18 protein-coding genes are annotated in these 20196 nt (G+C 67.6%); 5 read left to right on the plus strand and 13 right to left on the minus strand.

All coding sequences use genetic code 11. The features are described 5' to 3' along the window. Nucleotides 1-5: 5 nt before the first annotated feature. The 3 genes from WEE69_03345 to WEE69_03355 form a co-directional block, all read right to left on the minus strand. Entirely contained in the window at nucleotides 6-1133 is a 1128-nt protein-coding gene (locus WEE69_03345) for an acyl-CoA dehydrogenase family protein (protein ID MEX1144321.1), read from the minus strand. Nucleotides 1134-1247: 114 nt separating this feature from the next. Next, on the minus strand, nucleotides 1248-2423 hold the full coding sequence (locus WEE69_03350) for an acyl-CoA dehydrogenase family protein (GenBank protein MEX1144322.1): 1176 nt from the start codon (nucleotides 2421-2423) through the stop codon (nucleotides 1248-1250). A gap of 40 nt (nucleotides 2424-2463) precedes the next feature. Continuing rightward, nucleotides 2464-3210, minus strand: a complete 747-nt coding sequence (locus tag WEE69_03355; GenBank protein ID MEX1144323.1) for an SDR family NAD(P)-dependent oxidoreductase — start codon at nucleotides 3208-3210, stop codon at nucleotides 2464-2466. A gap of 58 nt (nucleotides 3211-3268) precedes the next feature. Between WEE69_03355 and WEE69_03360 the strand changes: the two genes are divergently transcribed. Together WEE69_03360 and WEE69_03365 are read left to right on the plus strand one after the other, a co-directional pair. Next, nucleotides 3269-4375 (plus strand): LLM class flavin-dependent oxidoreductase, encoded by a 1107-nt coding sequence (locus tag WEE69_03360; protein ID MEX1144324.1) that lies wholly within the window; start codon nucleotides 3269-3271, stop codon nucleotides 4373-4375. A 110-nt stretch (nucleotides 4376-4485) separates the two neighbouring features. After that, nucleotides 4486-5721: a cytochrome P450 gene (locus tag WEE69_03365; protein ID MEX1144325.1), complete on the plus strand. Its 1236-nt coding sequence runs from the start codon at nucleotides 4486-4488 to the stop codon at nucleotides 5719-5721. A 21-nt stretch (nucleotides 5722-5742) separates the two neighbouring features. Here WEE69_03365 and WEE69_03370 read toward each other — a convergent pair whose 3' ends face one another. The 3 genes from WEE69_03370 to WEE69_03380 are packed head-to-tail and all read right to left on the minus strand — an operon-like array spanning nucleotide 5743 to nucleotide 8591. Then, nucleotides 5743-6564, minus strand: coding sequence for an SDR family oxidoreductase (locus WEE69_03370; GenBank protein ID MEX1144326.1), 822 nt, complete (start codon nucleotides 6562-6564; stop codon nucleotides 5743-5745). 2 nt (nucleotides 6565-6566) lie between these two features. Beyond that, a complete protein-coding gene (locus tag WEE69_03375; protein ID MEX1144327.1) occupies nucleotides 6567-7406 on the minus strand; it encodes an SDR family oxidoreductase in 840 nt (279 codons plus the stop codon). A gap of 9 nt (nucleotides 7407-7415) precedes the next feature. Further along, nucleotides 7416-8591, minus strand: a complete 1176-nt coding sequence (locus WEE69_03380) for an acyl-CoA dehydrogenase family protein (protein ID MEX1144328.1) — start codon at nucleotides 8589-8591, stop codon at nucleotides 7416-7418. Between the two features lie 58 nt (nucleotides 8592-8649). On the opposite strand from WEE69_03380, the gene WEE69_03385 reads away from it, so the two are divergent. Continuing rightward, nucleotides 8650-9576 (plus strand): 3-keto-5-aminohexanoate cleavage protein, encoded by a 927-nt coding sequence (locus WEE69_03385; GenBank protein ID MEX1144329.1) that lies wholly within the window; start codon nucleotides 8650-8652, stop codon nucleotides 9574-9576. Between the two features lie 8 nt (nucleotides 9577-9584). Here the strand turns inward: WEE69_03385 and WEE69_03390 are convergent, their stop codons facing one another. Both WEE69_03390 and WEE69_03395 read right to left on the minus strand, forming a co-directional pair. Continuing rightward, the gene (locus WEE69_03390; GenBank protein ID MEX1144330.1) at nucleotides 9585-10520 is read right to left on the minus strand and encodes a hypothetical protein; all 936 of its coding nucleotides are present in this window, start codon (nucleotides 10518-10520) and stop codon (nucleotides 9585-9587) included. 86 nt (nucleotides 10521-10606) lie between these two features. Further along, the gene (locus tag WEE69_03395; protein ID MEX1144331.1) at nucleotides 10607-11365 is read right to left on the minus strand and encodes an SDR family oxidoreductase; all 759 of its coding nucleotides are present in this window, start codon (nucleotides 11363-11365) and stop codon (nucleotides 10607-10609) included. 83 nt (nucleotides 11366-11448) lie between these two features. Here WEE69_03395 and WEE69_03400 point away from each other — a divergent pair, with 83 nt between their 5' ends. Beyond that, nucleotides 11449-13161 (plus strand): amidohydrolase family protein, encoded by a 1713-nt coding sequence (locus WEE69_03400; GenBank protein MEX1144332.1) that lies wholly within the window; start codon nucleotides 11449-11451, stop codon nucleotides 13159-13161. Between the two features lie 60 nt (nucleotides 13162-13221). On the opposite strand, the gene WEE69_03405 is transcribed toward WEE69_03400, so the two are convergent. The 5 genes from WEE69_03405 to WEE69_03425 all read right to left on the minus strand — a co-directional run bounded on the left by WEE69_03405 (nucleotide 13222) and on the right by WEE69_03425 (nucleotide 19091). After that, nucleotides 13222-13686: a pyridoxamine 5'-phosphate oxidase family protein gene (locus WEE69_03405; protein ID MEX1144333.1), complete on the minus strand. Its 465-nt coding sequence runs from the start codon at nucleotides 13684-13686 to the stop codon at nucleotides 13222-13224. A gap of 38 nt (nucleotides 13687-13724) precedes the next feature. Then, nucleotides 13725-14651 (minus strand): cyclase family protein, encoded by a 927-nt coding sequence (locus WEE69_03410; protein MEX1144334.1) that lies wholly within the window; start codon nucleotides 14649-14651, stop codon nucleotides 13725-13727. A 16-nt stretch (nucleotides 14652-14667) separates the two neighbouring features. Next, the gene (locus WEE69_03415) at nucleotides 14668-15783 is read right to left on the minus strand and encodes an alcohol dehydrogenase catalytic domain-containing protein (protein ID MEX1144335.1); all 1116 of its coding nucleotides are present in this window, start codon (nucleotides 15781-15783) and stop codon (nucleotides 14668-14670) included. A 94-nt stretch (nucleotides 15784-15877) separates the two neighbouring features. Then, complete coding sequence (locus WEE69_03420) at nucleotides 15878-17341, minus strand: aldehyde dehydrogenase family protein (GenBank protein MEX1144336.1); 1464 nt, start codon at nucleotides 17339-17341, stop codon at nucleotides 15878-15880. A gap of 19 nt (nucleotides 17342-17360) precedes the next feature. Further along, on the minus strand, nucleotides 17361-19091 hold the full coding sequence (locus WEE69_03425; protein ID MEX1144337.1) for an amidohydrolase family protein: 1731 nt from the start codon (nucleotides 19089-19091) through the stop codon (nucleotides 17361-17363). Between the two features lie 143 nt (nucleotides 19092-19234). Here WEE69_03425 and WEE69_03430 point away from each other — a divergent pair. Further along, nucleotides 19235-20196 (plus strand): ABC transporter substrate-binding protein (locus WEE69_03430; GenBank protein ID MEX1144338.1); only part of this gene is annotated, 962 nt, incomplete at its 3' end.

Below are 20196 nucleotides of genomic sequence, written 5' to 3' on the forward strand. Positions count from 1 at the left end.
TTGCGTCAGACGGCGACGGGCTCGTCGGCGAGGATCTTGCCGAGCTTGAGCAGCTGCGGGGTCGACCCCCCGAGCGTGAGCTCGAGCACCTTCGCCCACAGGAAGTAGCGGTGCAGTGGGTAGTCACGGTCGACACCCATGCCGCCGTGCAAGTGCTGCGCCGCGTGCACCACCCGCTGGCCGCCTTCCGATGCCCAGAACTTCGCCACCGCGACCTCGGCCGACGCGGGCAGGTCCTCGGAGAGGCGCCAGACTGCCTGCCAGCCGGTGAGCCGGATTGCCTCGGTGTCGATGTACGCGTCGGCAGCGCGCTGTCCAACCGCTTGGAACGTGGCAATCGGCCGCTCGAACTGCTCGCGCGTCTTTGTGTACTCGGCGGTCATGCGCACCGCTTCTTCGCACACCCCGATGGCGATCGCGCAGAGCGCTGCCGTTGCGCGGTCGACGAGCCAGGCGAGAATCTCGCTCCCCTGCTCCGCCGAACCGACCACGTCGCCCGCGGTAACCTTCACGCCCTTCAGCGTGAGACGCGCTTCGGGATGGTGGTTCGTCGTGTCCTGGCGCTCGCGGGTGACGCCCTTCGCGTTCGGGTCGACGATGGCGACGATCACGCCACCACCACCCGTCGACGCAGGGAGGAGCACGCGGTCGGCCAGTGGCCCTGCGGGCACACAGTCCTTCACACCGTCGAGCACCCAGCCGTCGCCGTCCTTCTTCGCCTTCGTGGTCGGGGTCAGCGGGTCGGCGCCGGCCTCGGTGAGCGCAGCGGTGAGGATCGTCTCGCCCGATGCAACGCCGGGGAGCAGCGCGTCCTTCTGCGCGTCGGTCCCGAAGCGCGCGATCGGCAGGGCACCGAGCACGACCGAGGCGTAGTACGGCACGGGTGCGACCGTGCGGCCGACCTGCTCCAGCACGAGCGCGGCCTCGAGGAACCCGTATCCGCCGCCGCCCTGGGCCTCGGGAACGGCGATGCCGAGCACACCCGCGTCGGCCAGCTTCTTCCACAGCTCGCGGTCGAAGTTGCTCTCGTCCGCTTCCGCCTCCTTGAGTCGGTCGAGCGTGACCTCGGCACCGAGGATCTTCTCGACCAGACCTTGAAGGTCCTGCTGCTCTTCGTTGAACGCGAAGTCCATCTCTACGCCTCCGCTCCCGCTCCGCTACGTTCGCTCATTTCACTCGCTCCATTCGCTTCACTCGCTCCATTCGCTTCACTCGCTGCGGCTGCTCCACTCGCTGCGCTCGTTCCGCTATCTCGGTGCGAGCGGCATGCCGAGACCGAACACCGCGATCAGGTCGCGCTGAATCTCGTTCGTGCCACCGCCGAACGTGAGGATGATGAGGCCGCGGTACGAGTGCTCCAACCGCGACTGGAGCAACGCGCCGGGCGCGTCGTCACGCAGGTACGAGTTTTGGCCGAGGATCTCCATCAGGAGCCGGAACGCCTCGATGTAGAACTCGGTGCCGAACACCTTCGTCGCCGACGCGTCGGCAGGCTGGAGATCACCCTTCGCCGCAGCCGATGCGATCTTCCAGTTCATCAAGCGCAGGTACTCGAGCCGTGCATGCACCCGCGCCAGGTTGAGCTGCACCCACTCCTGGTCGACAACCCGCGAGCCGTCGGGCAGCTTCGTGTCCTGGGCCCACTTGCGCACGTCCACCAGCGCACGCTCGACCATGCCCGACGAGCACAACGTGACGCGCTCGTGGTTGAGCTGATTGGTGATCAGGCCCCACCCCGCGTTCTCCTCGCCGACGCGCATCGTCGCGGGGACCCGAACGTCTTCGTAGAAGACGTCGTTGATGTCGGACTCACCCATCACGTGGATCGGAACGACCTTGATGCCCGGTGTCTCCATCGGGATCACGAACAACGAGATGCCCTTGTGCTTCTTGACGTTCGGATCCGTGCGCACGGCGAGCCACACGTAGTCGGCATCAGACGCAAGACTCGTCCACGTCTTCTGGCCGTTGATGATGTACTCGTCGCCGTCACGCTCGGCTTTCGTCTTGAGCGCGGCGAGATCGGTGCCCGCACCGGGCTCCGAATAGCCGATGCAGAAGTGGATCTCCCCCTTCAGGATCTTCGGGAGGAAGAACTCCTTCTGCTCGTTGGTGCCGAAGCGCATGATCGTGGGTCCGACGGTGTTGATCGTGAGCATCGGCACCGGAGCGCCGGCCCGCATCGCCTCGTCGAACCAGATGAACTGCTCGACGGCGGAGAAGCCGCGCCCGCCCCACTCCTTGGGCCAACCGACGCCGAGCCAGCCGTCGGCGCCCATCTGCTTGACGACCTTGCGGTTCTCCTCGCCGACGCCGCCCGCGCCTGAGAGCCGCGCGCGCACCTCTGGCGTGAGCAGCGCCTTGAAGTAATCGCGCACCTCGTGCTGGAGCGCCTGCTGCTCGTCGGTCAAGCCGATGTACATGCCATCTCCGGGGGTCGGAACGAGAACACGTTACAGGTCGTCAGCCACCGAGGCCCATGAGGTCGCTGAGGCCGGTGCGCATGCCAGCCGTGTACCCGCCGTCGACCACGAGAGCGTGGCCGGTGACGAACGACGCGTCATCGGACGCGAGGAACGCGACTGCAGCGGCGATCTCTTCGGGTCGGCCGAAACGCCCGAGCTTGTGGTGCTCTCGGTACTCCTCGCGGTACTGGGCCATCCCCTCCGATCCCATGACGGATCGGAACATCGGAGTGTCGATGAAGCCCGGGCACACGCAGTTCACGCGCACGCCCATGCGGCCGTAGTCAATGGCCATGTTCTTGGTGAGCAGGACGACGCCGCCCTTGGAGGCGTTGTACGCACTCCCGCCCTCCGTCCCCTCGATCCCCTCCACGCTGGCGACCGTGACGATGCTCCCTGCGCGCTGCTCGATCATGTGACGCAACGCGTGCTTGCACGACAGGTACGTGCCGGTGAGGTTGACGGCGATCACGCGTGCCCACTCGCCTGCCTCGAGACCATGGACGGGTCCGCCGCCGGGGACGCCGGCAAACGTCGCCAGCACGTCGAGGTGCCCGTGCTCGGCGACCACTGCATCCATGGCCGCGCTCACCGCGGGCTCGTCGGTCACGTCGACCGGACGCGATCCGGTCACGTCGAGGCCGACGACCGTCGCGCCCTCGTCGGCCAGGCGGGTGCACGTCGCCTCACCGAGCCCCGACGCGGCTCCCGTGACCACTGCGACCTTGCCGTCCATTCGGGCCATCTGCGTATGCTCACTGAAACACGTTCCAGTTCACAAGCCCGGGGGCCGCACCGTGTCGATGAAGTTCGCCTTGTTCTACGAGATCCCGGTGCAGAAGCCGTTCACTCCGGGCAAGGAGCACGCGGCGTACAAGAACACGCTCGAGCAAGCGATCCTCGGCGACGAGGTCGGCTTCCATGCGTTCTGGACCGTCGAGCACCACTTCCTCGAGGAGTACTCGCACTGCTCGAACCCCGAGGTGCTCTATGGCGCGATCGCGGCGCGCACCAAGAACATCCGCATCGGCTACGGCGTGCGGCTGCTCCCGTCGCCGTACAACCACCCGATCCGCAGCGCCGAGTCGGCCGCGGTGCTCGACCTACTCTCCGACGGGCGGGTCGACTTCGGCACTGGTCGTTCGTCGACGCGACTCGAGCTCGAAGGCTTCAACGTCGACCCCGAGCAAACCCGCGACATGTGGAAGGAAGCGCTCCAGCACATCGTGGGCGCGTGGACCGAGGAGTACTACCAAGCCGACGGCAAGTACTGGCAGATGGGCGGACCGCGACGTGTGCAACCGAAGCCGCTGCAACAGCCCCACCCGCCGATCTTCGGCGCGACAAGCAGTCCTGATGGACACCTCGAGGTCGGACGGCAAGGCATCGGCCTCTGCTCGTTCACCGTCGGCCTGCCACCCGAGGAGCTGGTGAAGAGCATCGACCTCTACCGCCAAGGCCTCACCGAGTGCGAAGCGCCGGTCGGCAAGTTCAAGAACGAGACGGCCGCCACGTTCACGATGGTGCACTGCGCGCCGACCAAGGAGGAGGCGTACGACGTCGCCAAGGAGTCGTTCGAGTGGTACCCGAAGGCTGGAGCGAGCCTCATCGCGTCGGTGGCTGAGTGGATGAACGAGAAGAAGCAAGAGCTCGGCACCTACGAGTACACCGCGTCGGCGCTCCAGCACAAGAACGAGGGCGCGTTCGAGCACCTCACCTTCGACTACGTCCACGACGCGGGCGCCGGCGTAGTCGGCGACCCCGACGAGTGCATCGAGACGTGCAAGCGCTACGAAGCGGCGGGCTGCGACCTGCTGCTCTGTCTCGTGAACCCGTTCAACATCCCGCACGACAAGGTGATGCAGTCGATCGAGCTTCTCGGCAAGCACGTCATCCCCGAGTTCGCCTAGCTACTCGGTCGCTTCCTGCGGCTGGGGATGCCTCAGCCGCGGGCGTTCGCTCGCTGGCGAGCGCCTCCGCTTCGTTGCGGCGCCGCGTGGCCCCGGTAGCCTGGGTCGCCATGACGCTGGCTGACATCGACCTCTGGGACAAGGACCGGTTCCAGGCCGGTGTCCCGCACGACTGGTTCACCGCCCTTCGGCGCGAGGCACCCGTGTACTGGCACGAGGGCGATCCGACCGTGAGCGCGATGCAAGGCGGCGGCGGGCCGTTCTGGGCGGTCACCGGCTACGACGACGTGGTCACGGTCAACCGCGACAACGCCACGTTCTCGTCGGCGGAGCGCCTGGTCTTCATGTGGGATCCCGACGAGGCCAACCTCGAACAGCAGCGCCTCCTCATGCTCAACATGGACCCGCCGTTGCACACGCGCTACCGCAGGCTCATCAACAAGGGATTCACGCCGCGCATGGTCTCGGAGCTCGAGTCGACGATGCGCAAGCGCTCCCGCGACATCATCGACCGCGTCGCCCACCGCGGTGAGTGCGACTTCGTCGTCGACGTCGCGTCGGAGCTCCCGCTCCAGGTGATCGCCGACCTCATGGGCGTGCCGCAAGAGGACCGTCACAAGATGTTCGACTGGAGCAACCGCATGATCGGGGCCGAAGACCCCGAGTACGGCATCACCGAGGAGATCTCGCAGCAGGCATCGATGGAGCTCTATGCCTACGCGTCGGCGCTCGCCGAGAAGAAGAAGGCTGATCCCAAGGACGACCTCATCTCGGTCCTCACCCACGCCGAGGTCGACGGCGAGCAGCTGACCGGCCTCGAGATCGACCTCTTCTTCCTCATCCTCACGGTTGCCGGCAACGAGACAACGCGCAACCTCATCTCGCATGGCCTCGTCACGCTGCTCGAGCACCCCGACGAGCTTGCGAAGGTGCGCGCCGACCGCTCCCTTCTACCCGGCGCCGTCGAGGAGATGCTGCGTTGGGCGAGCCCGGTCATGCACTTCCGCCGTACGGCCATGCGCGACGTTCAGCTCGGCGGGCAGCACGTCAAGGCCGGCGACAAGGTCGTGATCTGGTACATCTCGGCCAACCACGACGAGAAGGCATTCGAGGATCCGTTCACGTTCGACGTGACGCGCTCGCCCAACGAGCACGTGGCGTTTGGCGGCGGCGGTCCCCATTTCTGCTTGGGCGCCAACCTGGCGCGCATGGAGATCCAAGTGATGTTCGACGAGATCCTCGACCGGCTCGACGACCTCGAGCTCACCGGTCCGGTCTCACGGCTCCGCTCGAACTTCATCAACGGGCTCAAGCACATCCCCCTGAAGTTCACCGCCAAGCGCTGAGCAAGCTGGCTCCCGCGGGACTCAGCGATACAGGTTGGGCGGCCGGCGCAGCGTCTTGCTATACGAACCGACCCACGCGTCGAGGTCGGCGCCGCGTTGTGCCACTCGCGGCAGAATCGCGTCGGGATCGGTGAGGATCAGGTACCGCTCGTCGCGGATGGCGTCGGCCACCATCGGCCCGACGATCGCGGCATCCTTGGGCTCCTCGAGCGGCATCTCCCCGAGCCACTTCGACATGTCGCCGCCGCCCATGCGCGCGGTGTCGCCCATGTTCGTGGCGATGAGTGACGGGCACAGCACCGACACGCCGATCCCCTGCGGCCGGAGGTAGAGCGCGAGCGCCTCGGTGAAGCCGACAACCCCGAACTTGGCCGTGATGTAGGTGGGGTGATCCCACGCGTACGCGTAGAGACCGGCGACCGAAGCGGTGTTCACGAGGTAGCCGCTCCCGCGCTCGAGCATGTGCGGGATGAATGCTCGGGCACCGCGGATGACGCCGTAGAGGTTGATCTGGAGGATCCAGTCCCACTCCTCCATCGACAGCCCCTCGGCCGGTCCGAGCATCGCGACACCGGCGTTGCTCATCGCGATGTCGACATGTCCCATGACCGCGAGTGCTTCGTCACGCAATCGTTCGACGTCGGCGTCCTTCGAGACGTCGCAGTGCACGCCGAGGTACCGGCGCCCGAGGCCCTCGACCTCCTCATGCACCTCTTCGATACGTGTGTCGTTGAGGTCGGCGACCACGATATCGGCACCACGTCGCGCGAGCTCAAGCGCAGTCGAACGGCCTATCCCGCTCGCGCCTCCGGTGATGACTGCGACCGTGCCCGCAACCTCCATCCCTACTTCTCCGGCAAGGTGACCAGCGACCAGCCGGGCTGGTCCTGGTACAGCGGCTCTGCGAACGGAGAGAAGTCGGCGCCGCTGCGCAACGTCTGACCGCCGTCGACGCCGATGCACTGCCCGGTGATGAACGACGACTCGGGACCGGCGAGGAAGCGGACAAGGGCGGCCACGTCGGCGACCGTTCCCACCCGTCGCAACGGGATGTTGGCGTGGTAGCTGTCGAGCACCGGACCGCCCGCGGTGATGGCGTCCATCAGCTCGGTGGCGATGATCCCGGGCCGCACGGAGTTGACTCGCACTCCCGAGGGGCCGAGCTCGTCGGCCGCGACCCGCACGATTTGGTCGAGGCCAGCCTTGGCCGACGCGTACGCACCGAGGAAGCGCTCACTCTGGATGCCGACGTGTGACGAGATCGCAACGAACGAGCCGCGCGTCTTCCCGAGCGCGAGTGCTGCGTGCTTCAGCGTGAGGAACGTGCCCATCATGTTGAGGTCGATGGTGGCGCGCACCGCATCGGCATCGGCGAGCACGAGGGGTCCCATGTGCAACGAGCCGCCCGCGGACGCGACCACTGCATGGAGCTCACCCGCCGGTTCGGCGGCCTTCGCGACCGCGGCCCGTACCTGCTCCTCGTCGGTCACGTCCGTGGCGACGATCTGGACCGACGCGCCTTTCGTGGTCGCGCGCATCCGCTCGGCCGCTTCCTCCAGCTTGACCTCCGTGCGGCCGCAGATCGTGACCGCGCCACCGTCACGCACCAGCGCGGCCGCACAACCTTCACCGATCCCGCTACCGCCCCCGGTCACGAGCGCGCGGAACCCGTCCAGCGCCGCCATCTCGAACAGCTACCTGGGGGCGCGGGGCAGGCCGAGGCCGGCCATGCCGATGATCTCGCGCTGCACCTCGTTGACGCCGCCGCCGAACGTACCCACCGGCGCATGCCGGAATGCCTCTTCGAGGTGGCCGTGCAGCAGCGCGCCCGGCGATCCATCCGGCAGGTACCCCGCCGAGCCGACGATCTCCATCAGCAGGCGGAGGCAGCGCCAGAGCTGCTCGGTGCCGAGGACCTTCATCGCTGATGCGTCGGCCGGGTTGAGTGCGCCTTCGTCGAGCGCCGCCGCGACGCGCCAGTTGTTCAGCTTCAGCGCCTCAGCGATGGCGTGCACGCGCGCCAGCGATGTGCGCACCCACTGATCGTCGATGACCCGCCGGCCGTCGGCCCGACGGGTCTCCTTCGCCCAGCGCAGCACCTCCTGGAGCGGGCGGTCGATCCGCCCGGCTGGCCCGAGCGCGACGCGCTCGTGATTGAGCTGGCGCGTGATCAGCTTCCAGCCCGCGTTCTCTTCGCCGACCAGGTTGGCGACCGGGACCCGTACGTCTTCGTAGTAGGTGGCGTTCGTGTGACCGCCGCCGAGCGTCCAGATCGGCGTGTGCTTGAAGCCGGGCACGTCGGTCGGGACGAGGATGATCGAGATGCCCTTGTGCTTCGGCGCGTCGGGGTCGGTGCGACAGGCGAGCCAGATGAAGTCGGCGTCGTGGCCCCCGGTGGTGAACACCTTCTGGCCGTTGATCACGTATTCCTCGCCGTCTCGCATCGCGCGCGTGCGCAGCGAGGCGAGATCGGTGCCGGAGCCGGGTTCGGTGTAGCCGATCGCGAAGTGCATCTCGCCGGTGAGGATCTTGGGCAGGATCTCCCGCTTCTGCTCCTCGGATCCACACATGCGCAGCGTGGGCCCGACGGTGTTCAGCGTGACGAGCGGCATCGGCACGCCGGCCCGGTTGGCCTCGTCGAAGAAGATGTACTGCTCGAGCGCCGTGCGGCCCTGGCCGCCGTACTCCTTGGGCCAGCCGACCCCGAGCCAGCCGTCGCGACCCATCTGACGGACGATCTCGCGGTAGCCCTCCCCGCCCGCTTCGCCGCCGGTGAGCGAGGCGCGCCGCTCCGGCGTCATCAAACCCGCGAAGTAGGCACGGAGCTCCTGTTGGAGCGCCTGCTGCTCGGGCGTCAGGTCGATGTGCATGGCACCGTTCTAGTCTCCTTCGAGCGCGACGAGTGTGGAGTCCAGAGTGGGAGGCGCCATGGCCGAGTCGGTGATCATCGAGGCCGCCATCAACGGCACCACCACGAAAGACCGTAACCCGCACGTGCCGCGCACACCTGAGGAGATCGCCGCGGATGCGCTCGCGTGCCTCGCGGCGGGCGCCGGGATCGTGCACAACCACTGCGACGTGGTCGGTGTGCCGGGCGAGCAGTCCGCGGCGCGCTACTTCGAGGGCTGGGAGCCGGTCTTCGTCGAACGTCCCGACGCCTTGATCTACCCGACGACCAACTTCGGGCCCGGCGTCGAGGGCGCGTACGCGCACATGGCACCGCTCGCGGCGACCGGCTGGCTGCGCATCGGGATCATCGATCCTGGTTCGGTGAACCTGGGCGGCACCGACGACGACGGCCTGCCCGCGGCGCCGGGGTTCGTCTACGCCAACTCCTACGGCGACATCCATCACCAAGCCGACGTGTGCGCGCGCCAGCGGCTCGGGCCGAGCATGGCGATCTTCGAGCCGGGCTGGCTCCGCACCGCGTTGCACTGGTGGCGCGCGGGGCGGTTGCCACAAGGCGCGATGATCAAGCTGTACTTCGGAGGCGACGCCGGGTACGTGACCAGCGTGGCGCAGCAGCAGGCAGGAGCGACGTTCGGTCTCCCGCCGACGATCAAGGCGCTCGACGCGTATTGCGAGCTCCTGGACGGGTGCACGCTCCCCTGGTCCGTCGCGGTCATCGGTGGAGACCTCTACGAGAGCCCGGTGGCCCGCGCCGCCCTCGAACGCGGCGCGCACCTGCACGTCGGCCTCGAGGACCATGCGGGCGCGCGGCAGCCGACGAACGTCGAGCTCGTGGACCAGGCCGTCGCGCTGTGTGGAGATGTCGGTCGCCCGGTCGCGTCGTGCGACGAAGCGACGAAGATCCTCGACCTGCCCCGCACCGGGCCGGAGGCACCCGCCGTCTGACCCCGGGTCTACGACTTGAGGTGGTCGACGTCCTCGGGGAAGTTGAACTCGAGCCAGCAGTGACCGGATCGGCCGTCGGGCGTCGTCACTGCACTCATGGCGCGAGGGAACCGTGAGCGCTTGCCTTCCTTCGACTCGAGGAGCACGGGCGCATGGAGCTCGGGTGTGATGCGCAGCCCGAGGTCAGCGACCGTGAGCTCGACCGACGTCGGGAGCATGTCGGCGTCGAGCGCGTAGTCGACCTCGATGGTCGTGACCTCGCGCCACTCGCTCGTGCCGGCATCGACGATGTAGCCGGTCTGGAACGCGTCGGATCCCGGGTTCACGGATCGCACGCAATGCCACCAGGTGCCGTCGTCGAGGCGACCGGAGCACCAGATCCACGGGAACAACCACCAGTCGCGCACCCCCCACGAGTGGTCGCGCTGGCCGGGACAATGCACGTCAATGTGCTTGTCGCCGATTGTCACCGTGCCGGTGACCCAGGCCGACTGCTCGAAGCGCGTGGTCGCGCTGTACGCGAAGCACGGCGCCGCGCCTTCCCATTTGAGATCGAGGCTGATCGGGACTTCGGGTCCCTGTTCGCCGTGAAAAGCGTCGGCCGGGGTGGCGAGCGCGACGCCCGTGCCCTCGGTCGTGATGCGATAGGCGCGCAGCGGTTGGACGGGCTTCCAGGTTCCCCGAACGCGATCGGATGCGATCTCGAGCGCGGCGCGCGTCGGGTCCGGGCACGGAACCTCGTGGTCACGAATCAGCACGAGGGGCTGGCCGCGCCGGACCAGGTGCACCCAGTACCAGGCCACGCCGAGGTTTGGATACAGGCCCAGCCGCAGATAACCACCGTACGAGCCGTCCTCCGCCGCGAAGTCGTGGTACCAGGACTCTCCCCACAGGTCTTCGGGTCCGGCCGCGTGCCGGCCTTCGTCCTGCGCGTGCAGCTCCACTTTGCCCGCTCTCTGCGCTGTGCGCAGGGCCGCTCGGGCCCCGCTTGCTGCGCCGCAGGGTACCTGCGGCGCGGGCGCTCACTCGGCTAGAGGCGATCGGGGTTCAGCAGCGCGTCGGTGCCGCCGTCGGCGAAGAGGATCGTCCCCGTGCACCACGACGACTCGGGCGACAGGAGGAACCACACCGCGTTGGCGATCTCGTCCTTCTCGCCCCAGCGGTCGAGCGGGATTGGGTAGGCGCGGATCTGGTCACCGGTCACCGGATGTTGCAGCGCAGCCTCGGTCAGCGGCGTGAGCACAGGTCCGGGTGCAACCGCGTTCACGCGCACGCCCGGCGCCCACTCGACCGCGAGCCGCCGCACCTTGCGAGCCAGCGCGAGCTTCGAATGCGCGTACACGACCTCGCCGCCCATGGCTTCGGCAGCCGCAGCTGCTCCGTCCTCGTCGCCCGCGAGACAGCGATCCACGAGCGTGGCGTCGTCCACCGGCATGGCGGTCGCCGAGTTCGAAGCGATGGCAACCGCAGCAAGCAGCTCGCCGCTGGCAAGGCGGTCGTGCAGGCCCTCGAGCAGCGAGACCGCACCGAAGTAGTTGATGCGCGCCACCATCGAGGGCGGCGCCCGCGTGCTTCCCCCGATGCCGGCCGCGACGACCAGCCCATCAAGCGTTCCGCCACAAGCCTCATTGATCGCGGCGATCGCAGCCGCACGGCCATCCGAAGACGAGAGATCCGCCTCGACTTCGGCGTCGCGCACATCCACACCGATCACCCGGTGCCCGGATGCCTCGATACGACGGCGGATCGCACCGCCGATGCCGCCAGCCGAACCTGTGACCGCGACCACGCCCAAACGAGCACCTCCACCGACATCGACGAGGGGCGAACGGTAGCCTGACGCCGCGTCAGGTCTCCTAGGGGGTCCCCAACATGCTGGATCTGATCGTCCGCAACGGTGAAGTCGTCGACGGCACGGGCTCGAAGCCGCGGCGCGCCGACGTCGGTGTGCGCGCGGGCCGCGTCGTCGCCATCGGCGACATCGACGAGGACGCCGCCGAGACGATCGACGCCGGTGGCCAGGTCGTGGCGCCGGGCTTCGTCGACATCCACACCCATTACGACGCACAGGTGCTCTGGGACCCCGCCACGACCCCGTCGCCGCTGCATGGGGTGACCACGATCGTGGGTGGCAACTGCGGGTTCACGATCGCGCCCATCGAGGAGAGCGAGATCGACTACCTCACCAAGATGCTGGCGCGGGTCGAGGGCATGCCCCTCGAATCACTGATCGCCGGCGTTCCGTACGACTGGCGCACTTTCGGTGAGTACCTCGACAAGATCGACGGCCACCTCGCGGTGAACGCGGGGTTCCTCGTCGGCCACTCGGCGATCCGCCGCGTTGTGATGGGCGAGGACGCGATCGGGAACGAAGCGAACGCCGAGCAGCTCGAGAAGATGCGACGCGTACTTGCCGAGTCATTGACAGCCGGGGGCCTCGGCTTCTCATCGTCGCAGGCCACCACACACAACGACGCCAACGGCGATCCCGTGCCATCCCGCTTCGCAACGCCCGAGGAGCTCATCGCCCTCTGCAAGGTGACCGGTGAGCACGAAGGCACGACGCTCGAGTTCATCCCGCACGTCGGCGCGTTCGAGGAGCAGCACCGCCAGCTCATGGCCGACATGTCGCAGGCAGCCAACCGCCCGCTCAACTGGAACGTGCTCGTTCCGAACGCGGCAAACGCTCCGTACGTCGAGTCGCAGCTGGGTGCGAGTGACTTCGCCAGCGAGCACGGCGGCAAGGTGCTCGCGCTCACCGTGCCCGATGTGATGACCACGTTCCTCACGTTCAAGGCCGGTTTCGTGTTCGACGCCCTCCCCGGGTGGCGCAAGACCATGGCGCTGCCGGTGAACGAGAAGATGCAGGCGCTCGCGGATCCCGACGAGCGCAGGCGTCTCGCCGAGGGCGCGGCGTCACCCGAAGCAGGGATGCTGCGCGGCCTCGCCAACTGGCAGAACATGACGATCGTCGAGACGTTCTCCAAAGAGAACGAAGGCCTCGTGGGTCGCACGGTCAAGGACATCGCCCAGGAGCGAGGTCAAGAGCCCTTCGACTGCGTGGTGGACATCTCGATGCTCGACGAGCTCCGCACGATCATGCAGCCCCCGCTCGCCGGCAACGACGACGCGAGCTGGCAGCTCCGCCGAGACGTGTGGCGCGACCCGCGTGCCGTCGTCGGCGCGTCCGACGCCGGCGCCCACCTCGACATGCTGTCCACGTTCAGCTTCTCGACCGCGATGCTGCGCGCGGTTCGTGAGCACGAGCTCATGCCACTCGAAGAGGCCGTGCAGCTGCTCACCGACCGCCAGGCTCGCCTCTACGGCCTGCGCGAGCGGGGCCGCATCGCCGAAGGCTGGTACGCCGACCTCGTGGTGTTCGACCCCGCCACGATCAAGCCCGGCCCGGTCTCGTGGCGCAACGACCTCCCCGCCGGCGCCGGCCGCCTCTACGCCGAAGCTGAGGGCATCGCCCATGTCATCACCAACGGCACCGAGATCGTCCGAGGCACCGAGCTCACTGGCAACAGCCCCGGCACCCTCCTGCGCTCCGGCCGCGACACGGAGACCGTCACCGCGCGCTGAACACTATTGCGTCGCTGCCCGGTCCTATAGCCCCCGCAGCGACGCAAGAGCGTGTGAGGGCTAGCCGAGCTTGCGGTGGTCCCAGCTGACGTACTTGTCGACGTTGATCTTGATGGCGACGCGTTTGTTGATCATCATCTCGACGGCTGGACGCATCTCCTCGGTGTACGTCTGACCTGAGGTCCGCTCGACGATGCTGATCCCCATCTCGAAGATCCGATCCGGATCCTCGACGATCTCCGCGGTGCCGACCATCTCGACGCCGACGAGCTGGTCGTAAGACTCACCCTCTTCGACCATGCAGGTGATCTGCGGGTTGCGCCGCAGGTTCTGCACCTTCTGGCTCTTGGCCTTGGTCTCGAGCGCCGGCGCACCCTCGAGGAACCCGTACCACATGGCTACGAGATGGATGCTGCCGTCGTGGTTCATGGTCGCGCAGCTCATCGTGTGCCAACCGTTGAGGAAGTCATCGATCTCCTCCTGGGTCATCTTGATCTTGTCGCGCTGCTTCACCCCCGAGCCCATGCCGGGAGCCGCCGACACGCGTTCCACTTTGTCTGCGCTCACTTGACCACTACCGGGTTCACGGGACTGCCGACCGCGTTGGTGAGTGGCATCGGTGAAGCATCGAGGAGGAACGAGTAGCGGCCGTCGTCGGCGCAGTCCTTCGCCAGCTCCTCGAAGTTCCAGTTCTGGCCCTGGGTCATGCCCATGTCGACGAGGTGCAACAGGTGGACGGGCAGCACTGCATCCTCTCTCTCCGAGGGGTACACCTCGAAGGTGATGTTGTCGGTGGCGACCGCGGCCACGTCGTGATCGCGGAACCACTGGACGGTCTGGAGCGAGGGACCGGGCGACGGCACGCCGTACTTCTCACGGTCACCCTCGAAGAACCACTGCATGTGGCCGGTGCGGATCAGCACGATGTCCCCTGGATGGACCTTTACCTTGCCGAGGTCGGCTGCCGCATCGAGGTCATCGCCCGTGAGCGCGTACCCGCCCTCGACCCGGTCGACGCCCTTGGCCTTGGCCACGTCGAGAAGCACGCCGCGTCCGATGATCGTCTTGATCTTGTCGATCCCCATCTTGGCGGCACCGGCTTCGGTGATCACGCTGGACGGCACGCCGTTGTAGAGCTTGCCCTCGTAGCTCACGTGCGCCAGCGCGTCCCAATGCGTGCACGACTGCACGCCCATCGAGAGCTTGTCATCGCTCGTCGTGAAGTTGTCGGGATCGCCGGTGAACGGCGCGTCCACCATGATCATCTCGCGCTTGGGGTTGTCGCGGCCGGGGATCGCACCTGACTGCGGACCGTTCTCGTCCATCGGGAGGCCAAGGGTGAGACGTCGACCGCTCTTCACCTCCTTGACCGCGGACTTCACGACGTCGTCGGTGATGAGGTTGAGCGTGCCGATCTCGTCGTCGTCACCCCATCGACCCCAGTTGCGAACCTTCGCCGCGAGCTCCTTGACCTCAGCCGGCAGTGCCATGGTGGTTGTCCCTTTCTCAGGCCGCGGATACGGTGAGGACACCGCGAGCCAGCTTGCCCTCGTGCAGATCGTGCGTCGCGTGCTCCCAGTCGTCGAGGGGGTACTTCGCACTCACGAGCTCGTCGAGCTTGATGATCCCCTGCTTGTACGCCTGCACGATCAGCGGGATGTCCCAATGCGGCCGGTGCGAACCGGCGCGCGATCCGGTGAGCGTGCGCTCGACGTGTGTGAGCAGCGTGACCTGCGCGGGGACGGTCGCATCGAACGCGGGCACCCCGACCGCCACGGCGGTCCCGCCCCAGTCGAGCATCTGAAGGCACTGATTCAAGATCGCCGGGTTGCCCACGCAGTCGAAGGCGTAGTCGATCCCACCTTCACCGAAGGATCCGACGATGTTCGCGATCTGTGTGGGGAAGTCTTCGCGAACCTTGGCCACGACGTCGACGTCAGAGCCGGCGAGGATGAAGTCGGTGGCGCCGAAGGCCCGGGCCAGCTTCTCCTTCGACGCGACGGTGTCGATCGCGAAGATGCGGCTGGCACCCTTCACCTTCGCGGCCTGGATCACGTTCAGACCCACACCACCCACGCCCACGACCGCGCACGTGTCGCCGATGCCGAGGTTCGTGCGATTCCAGACCGTGCCGATGCCGGTGAGGACGCCACAGCCGATCAGGCACGCGACGTTGAGGTCGATGTCGTCGTCGATCTTCACGCACTGCACGGCCTGCACCACCGTGTACTCCGAGAGGCATGACGTGGCCGCGAAGTTCCACGCGTCCTCACCGGCAACTGTGAACGGCTGACTGGCGTTCGAGATGCTCTTGCGGCAGTAGGCCGGGCGGCCGGTCTCGCACCACTTGCACGCGCCACAGAACGCCATCGTGTGCAGCACGACGTGATCCCCGGGCGAGACATTGCTGACGGCCTCGCCGACCTGCTCCACGACCCCGGCACCCTCGTGTCCGAGCACCGCGGGCGACGGCCACGGGATGGTGCCGTCGATCACGCTCAAGTCGCTGTGGCACAAGCCCGCCGAGACGACGCGCACCTTCACCTCGGTAGGGCCAGGCGTGCGGACCTCGACGTCGTCGCGAATGGCGGCCTTCGACCCGTCGAACACCAGCGCTTTCATGTCACCACCCTTTGCTGCGCTCCCACTCCGCTACTTCCGTTGACGCTCCATCCACTGCGTTCGCTCCGCAGCGCGTGTTGCATCTCGTGTCGAGTCATCCCGGCCAGATCACGCTCTGGATCTCGGTGTGCGCGTACAAGCCCCAGTCGCCACCGTCGCGGCCGACGCCGCTCATCTTGAAGCCGCCGAACGGCGCCTCGTGGTTCCGCTGGGCGGTGTTGATGCCCACGTGCCCCGCCTCGAGCTGCTGCGCGATGCCGTACGCCTTGCCGGTGTCCTCGGAGAACACGTAGTCGTAGAGGCCGTACGGGGAGTCGTTGGCGATGGCGATCGCTTCGTCGTCGTCGTCATACGGCACGACGACGATCACAGGGCCGAAGATCTCCTCGCGCACCGCAGTCATGTCGTTACGGCATTCGGCGAGCAACGTGGGGCCGACATAGAAGCCGCGATCCAAGCCCTCGGGGCGCCGGCCGTCCACGACGAGGTTCGCACCCTCATCGGTTCCCGACTGGACATATCCCTCGATCCGCTCACGATGGGCGGCGGTGATCACGGGTCCGACCATGGTGGCCGGGTCCTCTGGTGGGCCCACCTTCAGGCTCGGCGCGGCCGCGGTGAGGCCGCCGACGAGCTGGTCGTAGACGCCGCGATGCACGATGGCGCGTGTCGGCGCAGTGCAGATCTGTCCCGAGTGGAAGCCCCACACGCTGGCAAGCCCGGTGATCGCCTTGGTGATGTCGGCGTCTTCACACACGATGCACGCACCCTTGCCGCCGAGCTCGAGCAGCAGTCGCTTCATCGTCTTCGCGCCAGCCTCGTAGATGCGCACGCCGACCCCGGTCGACCCGGTGAAGCTCACCATGTCGACATTGGCCGACTCCACGAGCGCGGAGCCGACCTCGGGCGCAGAGCCCGTGACCACGTTGACCACGCCGGGCGGGAAGCCCACCTCACGGCAGATGTCGGCGAACTCGATGATCGCGAGCGGGTCCTGGGGCGCCGGCTTCATCACGATCGTGTTGCCGGTGGCCAGCGCCGGCCCGACCTTCCCGGCCATGTTGACGAGCGGGAAGTTGTATGCGGTGATGCACGCCACCACGCCGACGGGTTGGCGGAGCACCTGGCCGCCGATCACACCGCCCGGCGCGAGGGGCGTCGTGGGCATGATCGACGGAGGCAGCGCCACGTTGATGTCCTGCATCGCGCCCTTGGCGTAGCGCTGGAAGCGCGCCACGGCTTGCGGGACCTGGAGCGCGGACCCCACCGTCACCGTCGCGCCGGTCTCGGCGATGATCAACGGCAACAGATCGCTGCTTCGCTTCTGGATCGCGGCGGCGAGCGCAAGCAACAGGTTGGCGCGCTCCTCGGGCTTGGTGCGCTTCCATGCAGGGAACGCGTCGCGCGCGGCTTGTGCGGCAGCTTCCGCGTCAGCGGCCGTGGCCTCGGGCGCCTCGCCGACGATCTCCTCCGTCGCCGGGTTGAGGATCCCGTACGTGCCGCCTCCACCATCGACGGAGTCGCCGCCGATGAGCAGCTTGTAAGCCTTGGCCTTCACGCCGCGAAAGGTAGCGGACTCATGCGCCGGCGGGAACGGGGACGGTGCGGGTGTCGCGACCAGAGCGCAGCACCGTGCCGGGAAGATCGCCCGTGGCTTCGCCGTCTGCGACGATTGCCCGGCCGTTCACGTACACGCGTTGCACCCCGTTGGACCCGGCGAACAATCGGCCGGTGCCACCGGGGAGGTCGTAGAGGAGCGTGACGTCCTGCATGTCGACCGTGTCCGGGTCCAGCACGACGAGATCCGCGTGCGCCCCTTCTGCAACCACGCCGCGGTCGCGCAAGCCGAACAGGTTCGCGGGTGCCTGGGTGATGAGCTGCACGGCGCGCTCGAACGGCACGAGCTGGCGACCGCGCAGGCAGTCGGCCAGGAACCTCGTGGTGTACGGAGCTCCACACATTCGGTCGAGGTGCGCGCCGGCGTCGGATCCACCAAGCAGCACGTCGTCCCGCGCCCAGGCTTCTTTGCGCAGCTGCCACGACGCGTCGTCGCTGTCGCTCGGAAGGGGCCAAAGGACGGTCTGCAGATCGTCGGCGAGCACGATGTCCATGAGGGCGTCGAACGGCTCCTGCCCTCGTTCCTTCGCGAGGTCGGCGACGCGTCGGCCCTTCAAACCCTCGTTGGCCGCCGAGTAGGTGTCGCCCAGCATGTAACGACCCCAGTCGGTCAGGCGCGCGATCACTCCAGCTTCCGGCGCGTGGGCGCGCTCCAAGAGGAATCGCCGCACTTCCGGATCACGGAGCTTCGCCATGCGCTCCGGGACCGGCAGGCTCATCACCGTCGACCAGTCAGGCAACATGAAGAGCGCGCAGTAGTTCAGGAAGCTCATGTTCATCTCGACCAGGACCGGCATGGTGAGCGCGACCGATCGCCCGCCACGAGCAGCCGCGCTCTCGTTGGCGGCGAGCTGCTCGCGATACCGCTCGGGCTCCTTCGAATCGATGGTGAGCACATTCCAGTTCAGCGGTCGACGGGCCGCGAGTGTCATGTCGGCCATGAGCTCGACCTCGTCGGGTCGGAACCCACGCAGACAACCGTCGGTGACGTACTCGAGCGTGGTGCCCTCATGGCCTCGGATCGCCGCGCACAGCGCGAGCACCTCGTCGCGTGATGCCCACCGAGATGCCACCGGCTCACCATCACCGTCGGAGTGGGTGAACGACAGCGTCGTCGAGAACCCGAGTCCCCCGGCCTCGAGACACTCACCCAACAGCGCGGTCATGTCGTCGACCTGCGCGGGCGTAGCCTCGTTACCAATCGCCTCGGTTCCCATCACCTTGCGACGCAACGCGCAGTGACCCACGAGAAAGCCCGCGTTCACACCGATGTTGCCGTCGAGCGCGCCGAGGTACTCGGCGAAGCTCGACCACTTCCACGGAACACCTTCCTCGAGCGCGGCGAGCGGCATGCCTTCGACCTTTGCCATCATCTGACGCGTGTAGTCCGCGTCACCCGCGTCGAGCGGGGCCAGCGTGAACCCGCAGTTGCCACCAACGATCGTCGTCACGCCGTGCAGGCTCGACGACGACGCCGCTGGGTCCCAGAACAGCTGTGCGTCGTAGTGCGTGTGCGGGTCGACGAAACCCGGCGTGACCATGAGTCCACCCGCGTCCACAACCTCGTTCGCAGACTCGTCGATCGCTCCCACGGCGACGACGCGCCCACCTCGCACTCCCACGTCGGCGCGACGCGCCGCACCACCGGTGCCGTCGACGAGCGTGCCGCCGCGAATCAACAGATCCAACATCTGGCCTCCGCCTCGAGGTGAAACGCGTTCTAGTTTCACCCGCATGCCCGCATCAGGCAAGAGAGAGGTATCGACGCCGGTGGCCGGCGGCCGAGCGCCTGGTCGCTAGCGTCGGCGCAGTCGTCCAGGAGCGATCACCGCCGATGCACCGCAACCCATTGCGCACTCTCGCCGTCGCGGCCGTGGTCGGGTGCGGGCTCAGCGGCGTGGCGTCGGTGGCGGACGCTTCCGCCAGGCGTCCGAGCTCGGGGGACGGAACGCTCGCCATCGCGAGCCTCGCCCCCGAGACGGGCGCCCTCCAGTCGCTGCGGGAGTCGCTGCGCCTGCCGGTGGAGCTCGCGGTGAGCGAGATCAACGCGGCCGGCGGGGTCAATGGCGCGGCAGTCAGCCTCGGGACCGGCGACGAGGGCTCCGACGTCGCCACCGCTCGGGCGACGGTGTCGGCGTTCGCGGACGCCGGTGTGGACGCCGTGATCGGTCCTGCCTCGCCCGCCACGGTCCTGGGCGTGCTCGGCGACGTGCGCAAGGCCCGGATGCTCATGTGCTCGGGTTCGGACACCCTCGCCCCGGTCACTGCGCGATCGTCGAAGGGGCTCTACTTCCGCACCGCGCCAGGTCCACGGCTCCAGGGCCTCGCCTTGGCCGCGCACGTGCGCGCCGACGACCACAAGCGCGTCGCGATCCTGCGCCGCAATGACTTCTTCGGTGACGACGTCGGGGCGGCAGCACGACGCGGTCTGCGCAAGGGCGACGTGAAGGTGGTCGCCGATATCGTGTACGACCCCGATGCAGGATCGGTCAACAAGAAGGTGCGCGCGGCCTTGCAGCCGAAGCCGAAGGCGGTGGTCGTCGTCGGCTTCGACGACGACGGCGCGCGCGTGGTTGCGAGCCTCATCGCTCAGGGCGCCGGACCCGACACCATCGCGATCTACGGGCCTGACACGATGCAGAGCCTCGACTTCGCGGCCGCGGTCGACCCGACCGACCCGGCACACGTGGCCGGAATCAAGGGTGTCGCGCCCGCGCCTGCGCCAGGGAACGTGACGAGTCCATTCCACGCTGCGCTCGTAAACCGCGGCACCGCGCCGATCTTCTCGTCCCATTC

The sequence above is a fragment of the Acidimicrobiia bacterium genome, from assembly GCA_040881685.1.
Lineage (GTDB): Bacteria > Actinomycetota > Acidimicrobiia > IMCC26256 > PALSA-555 > SHVJ01.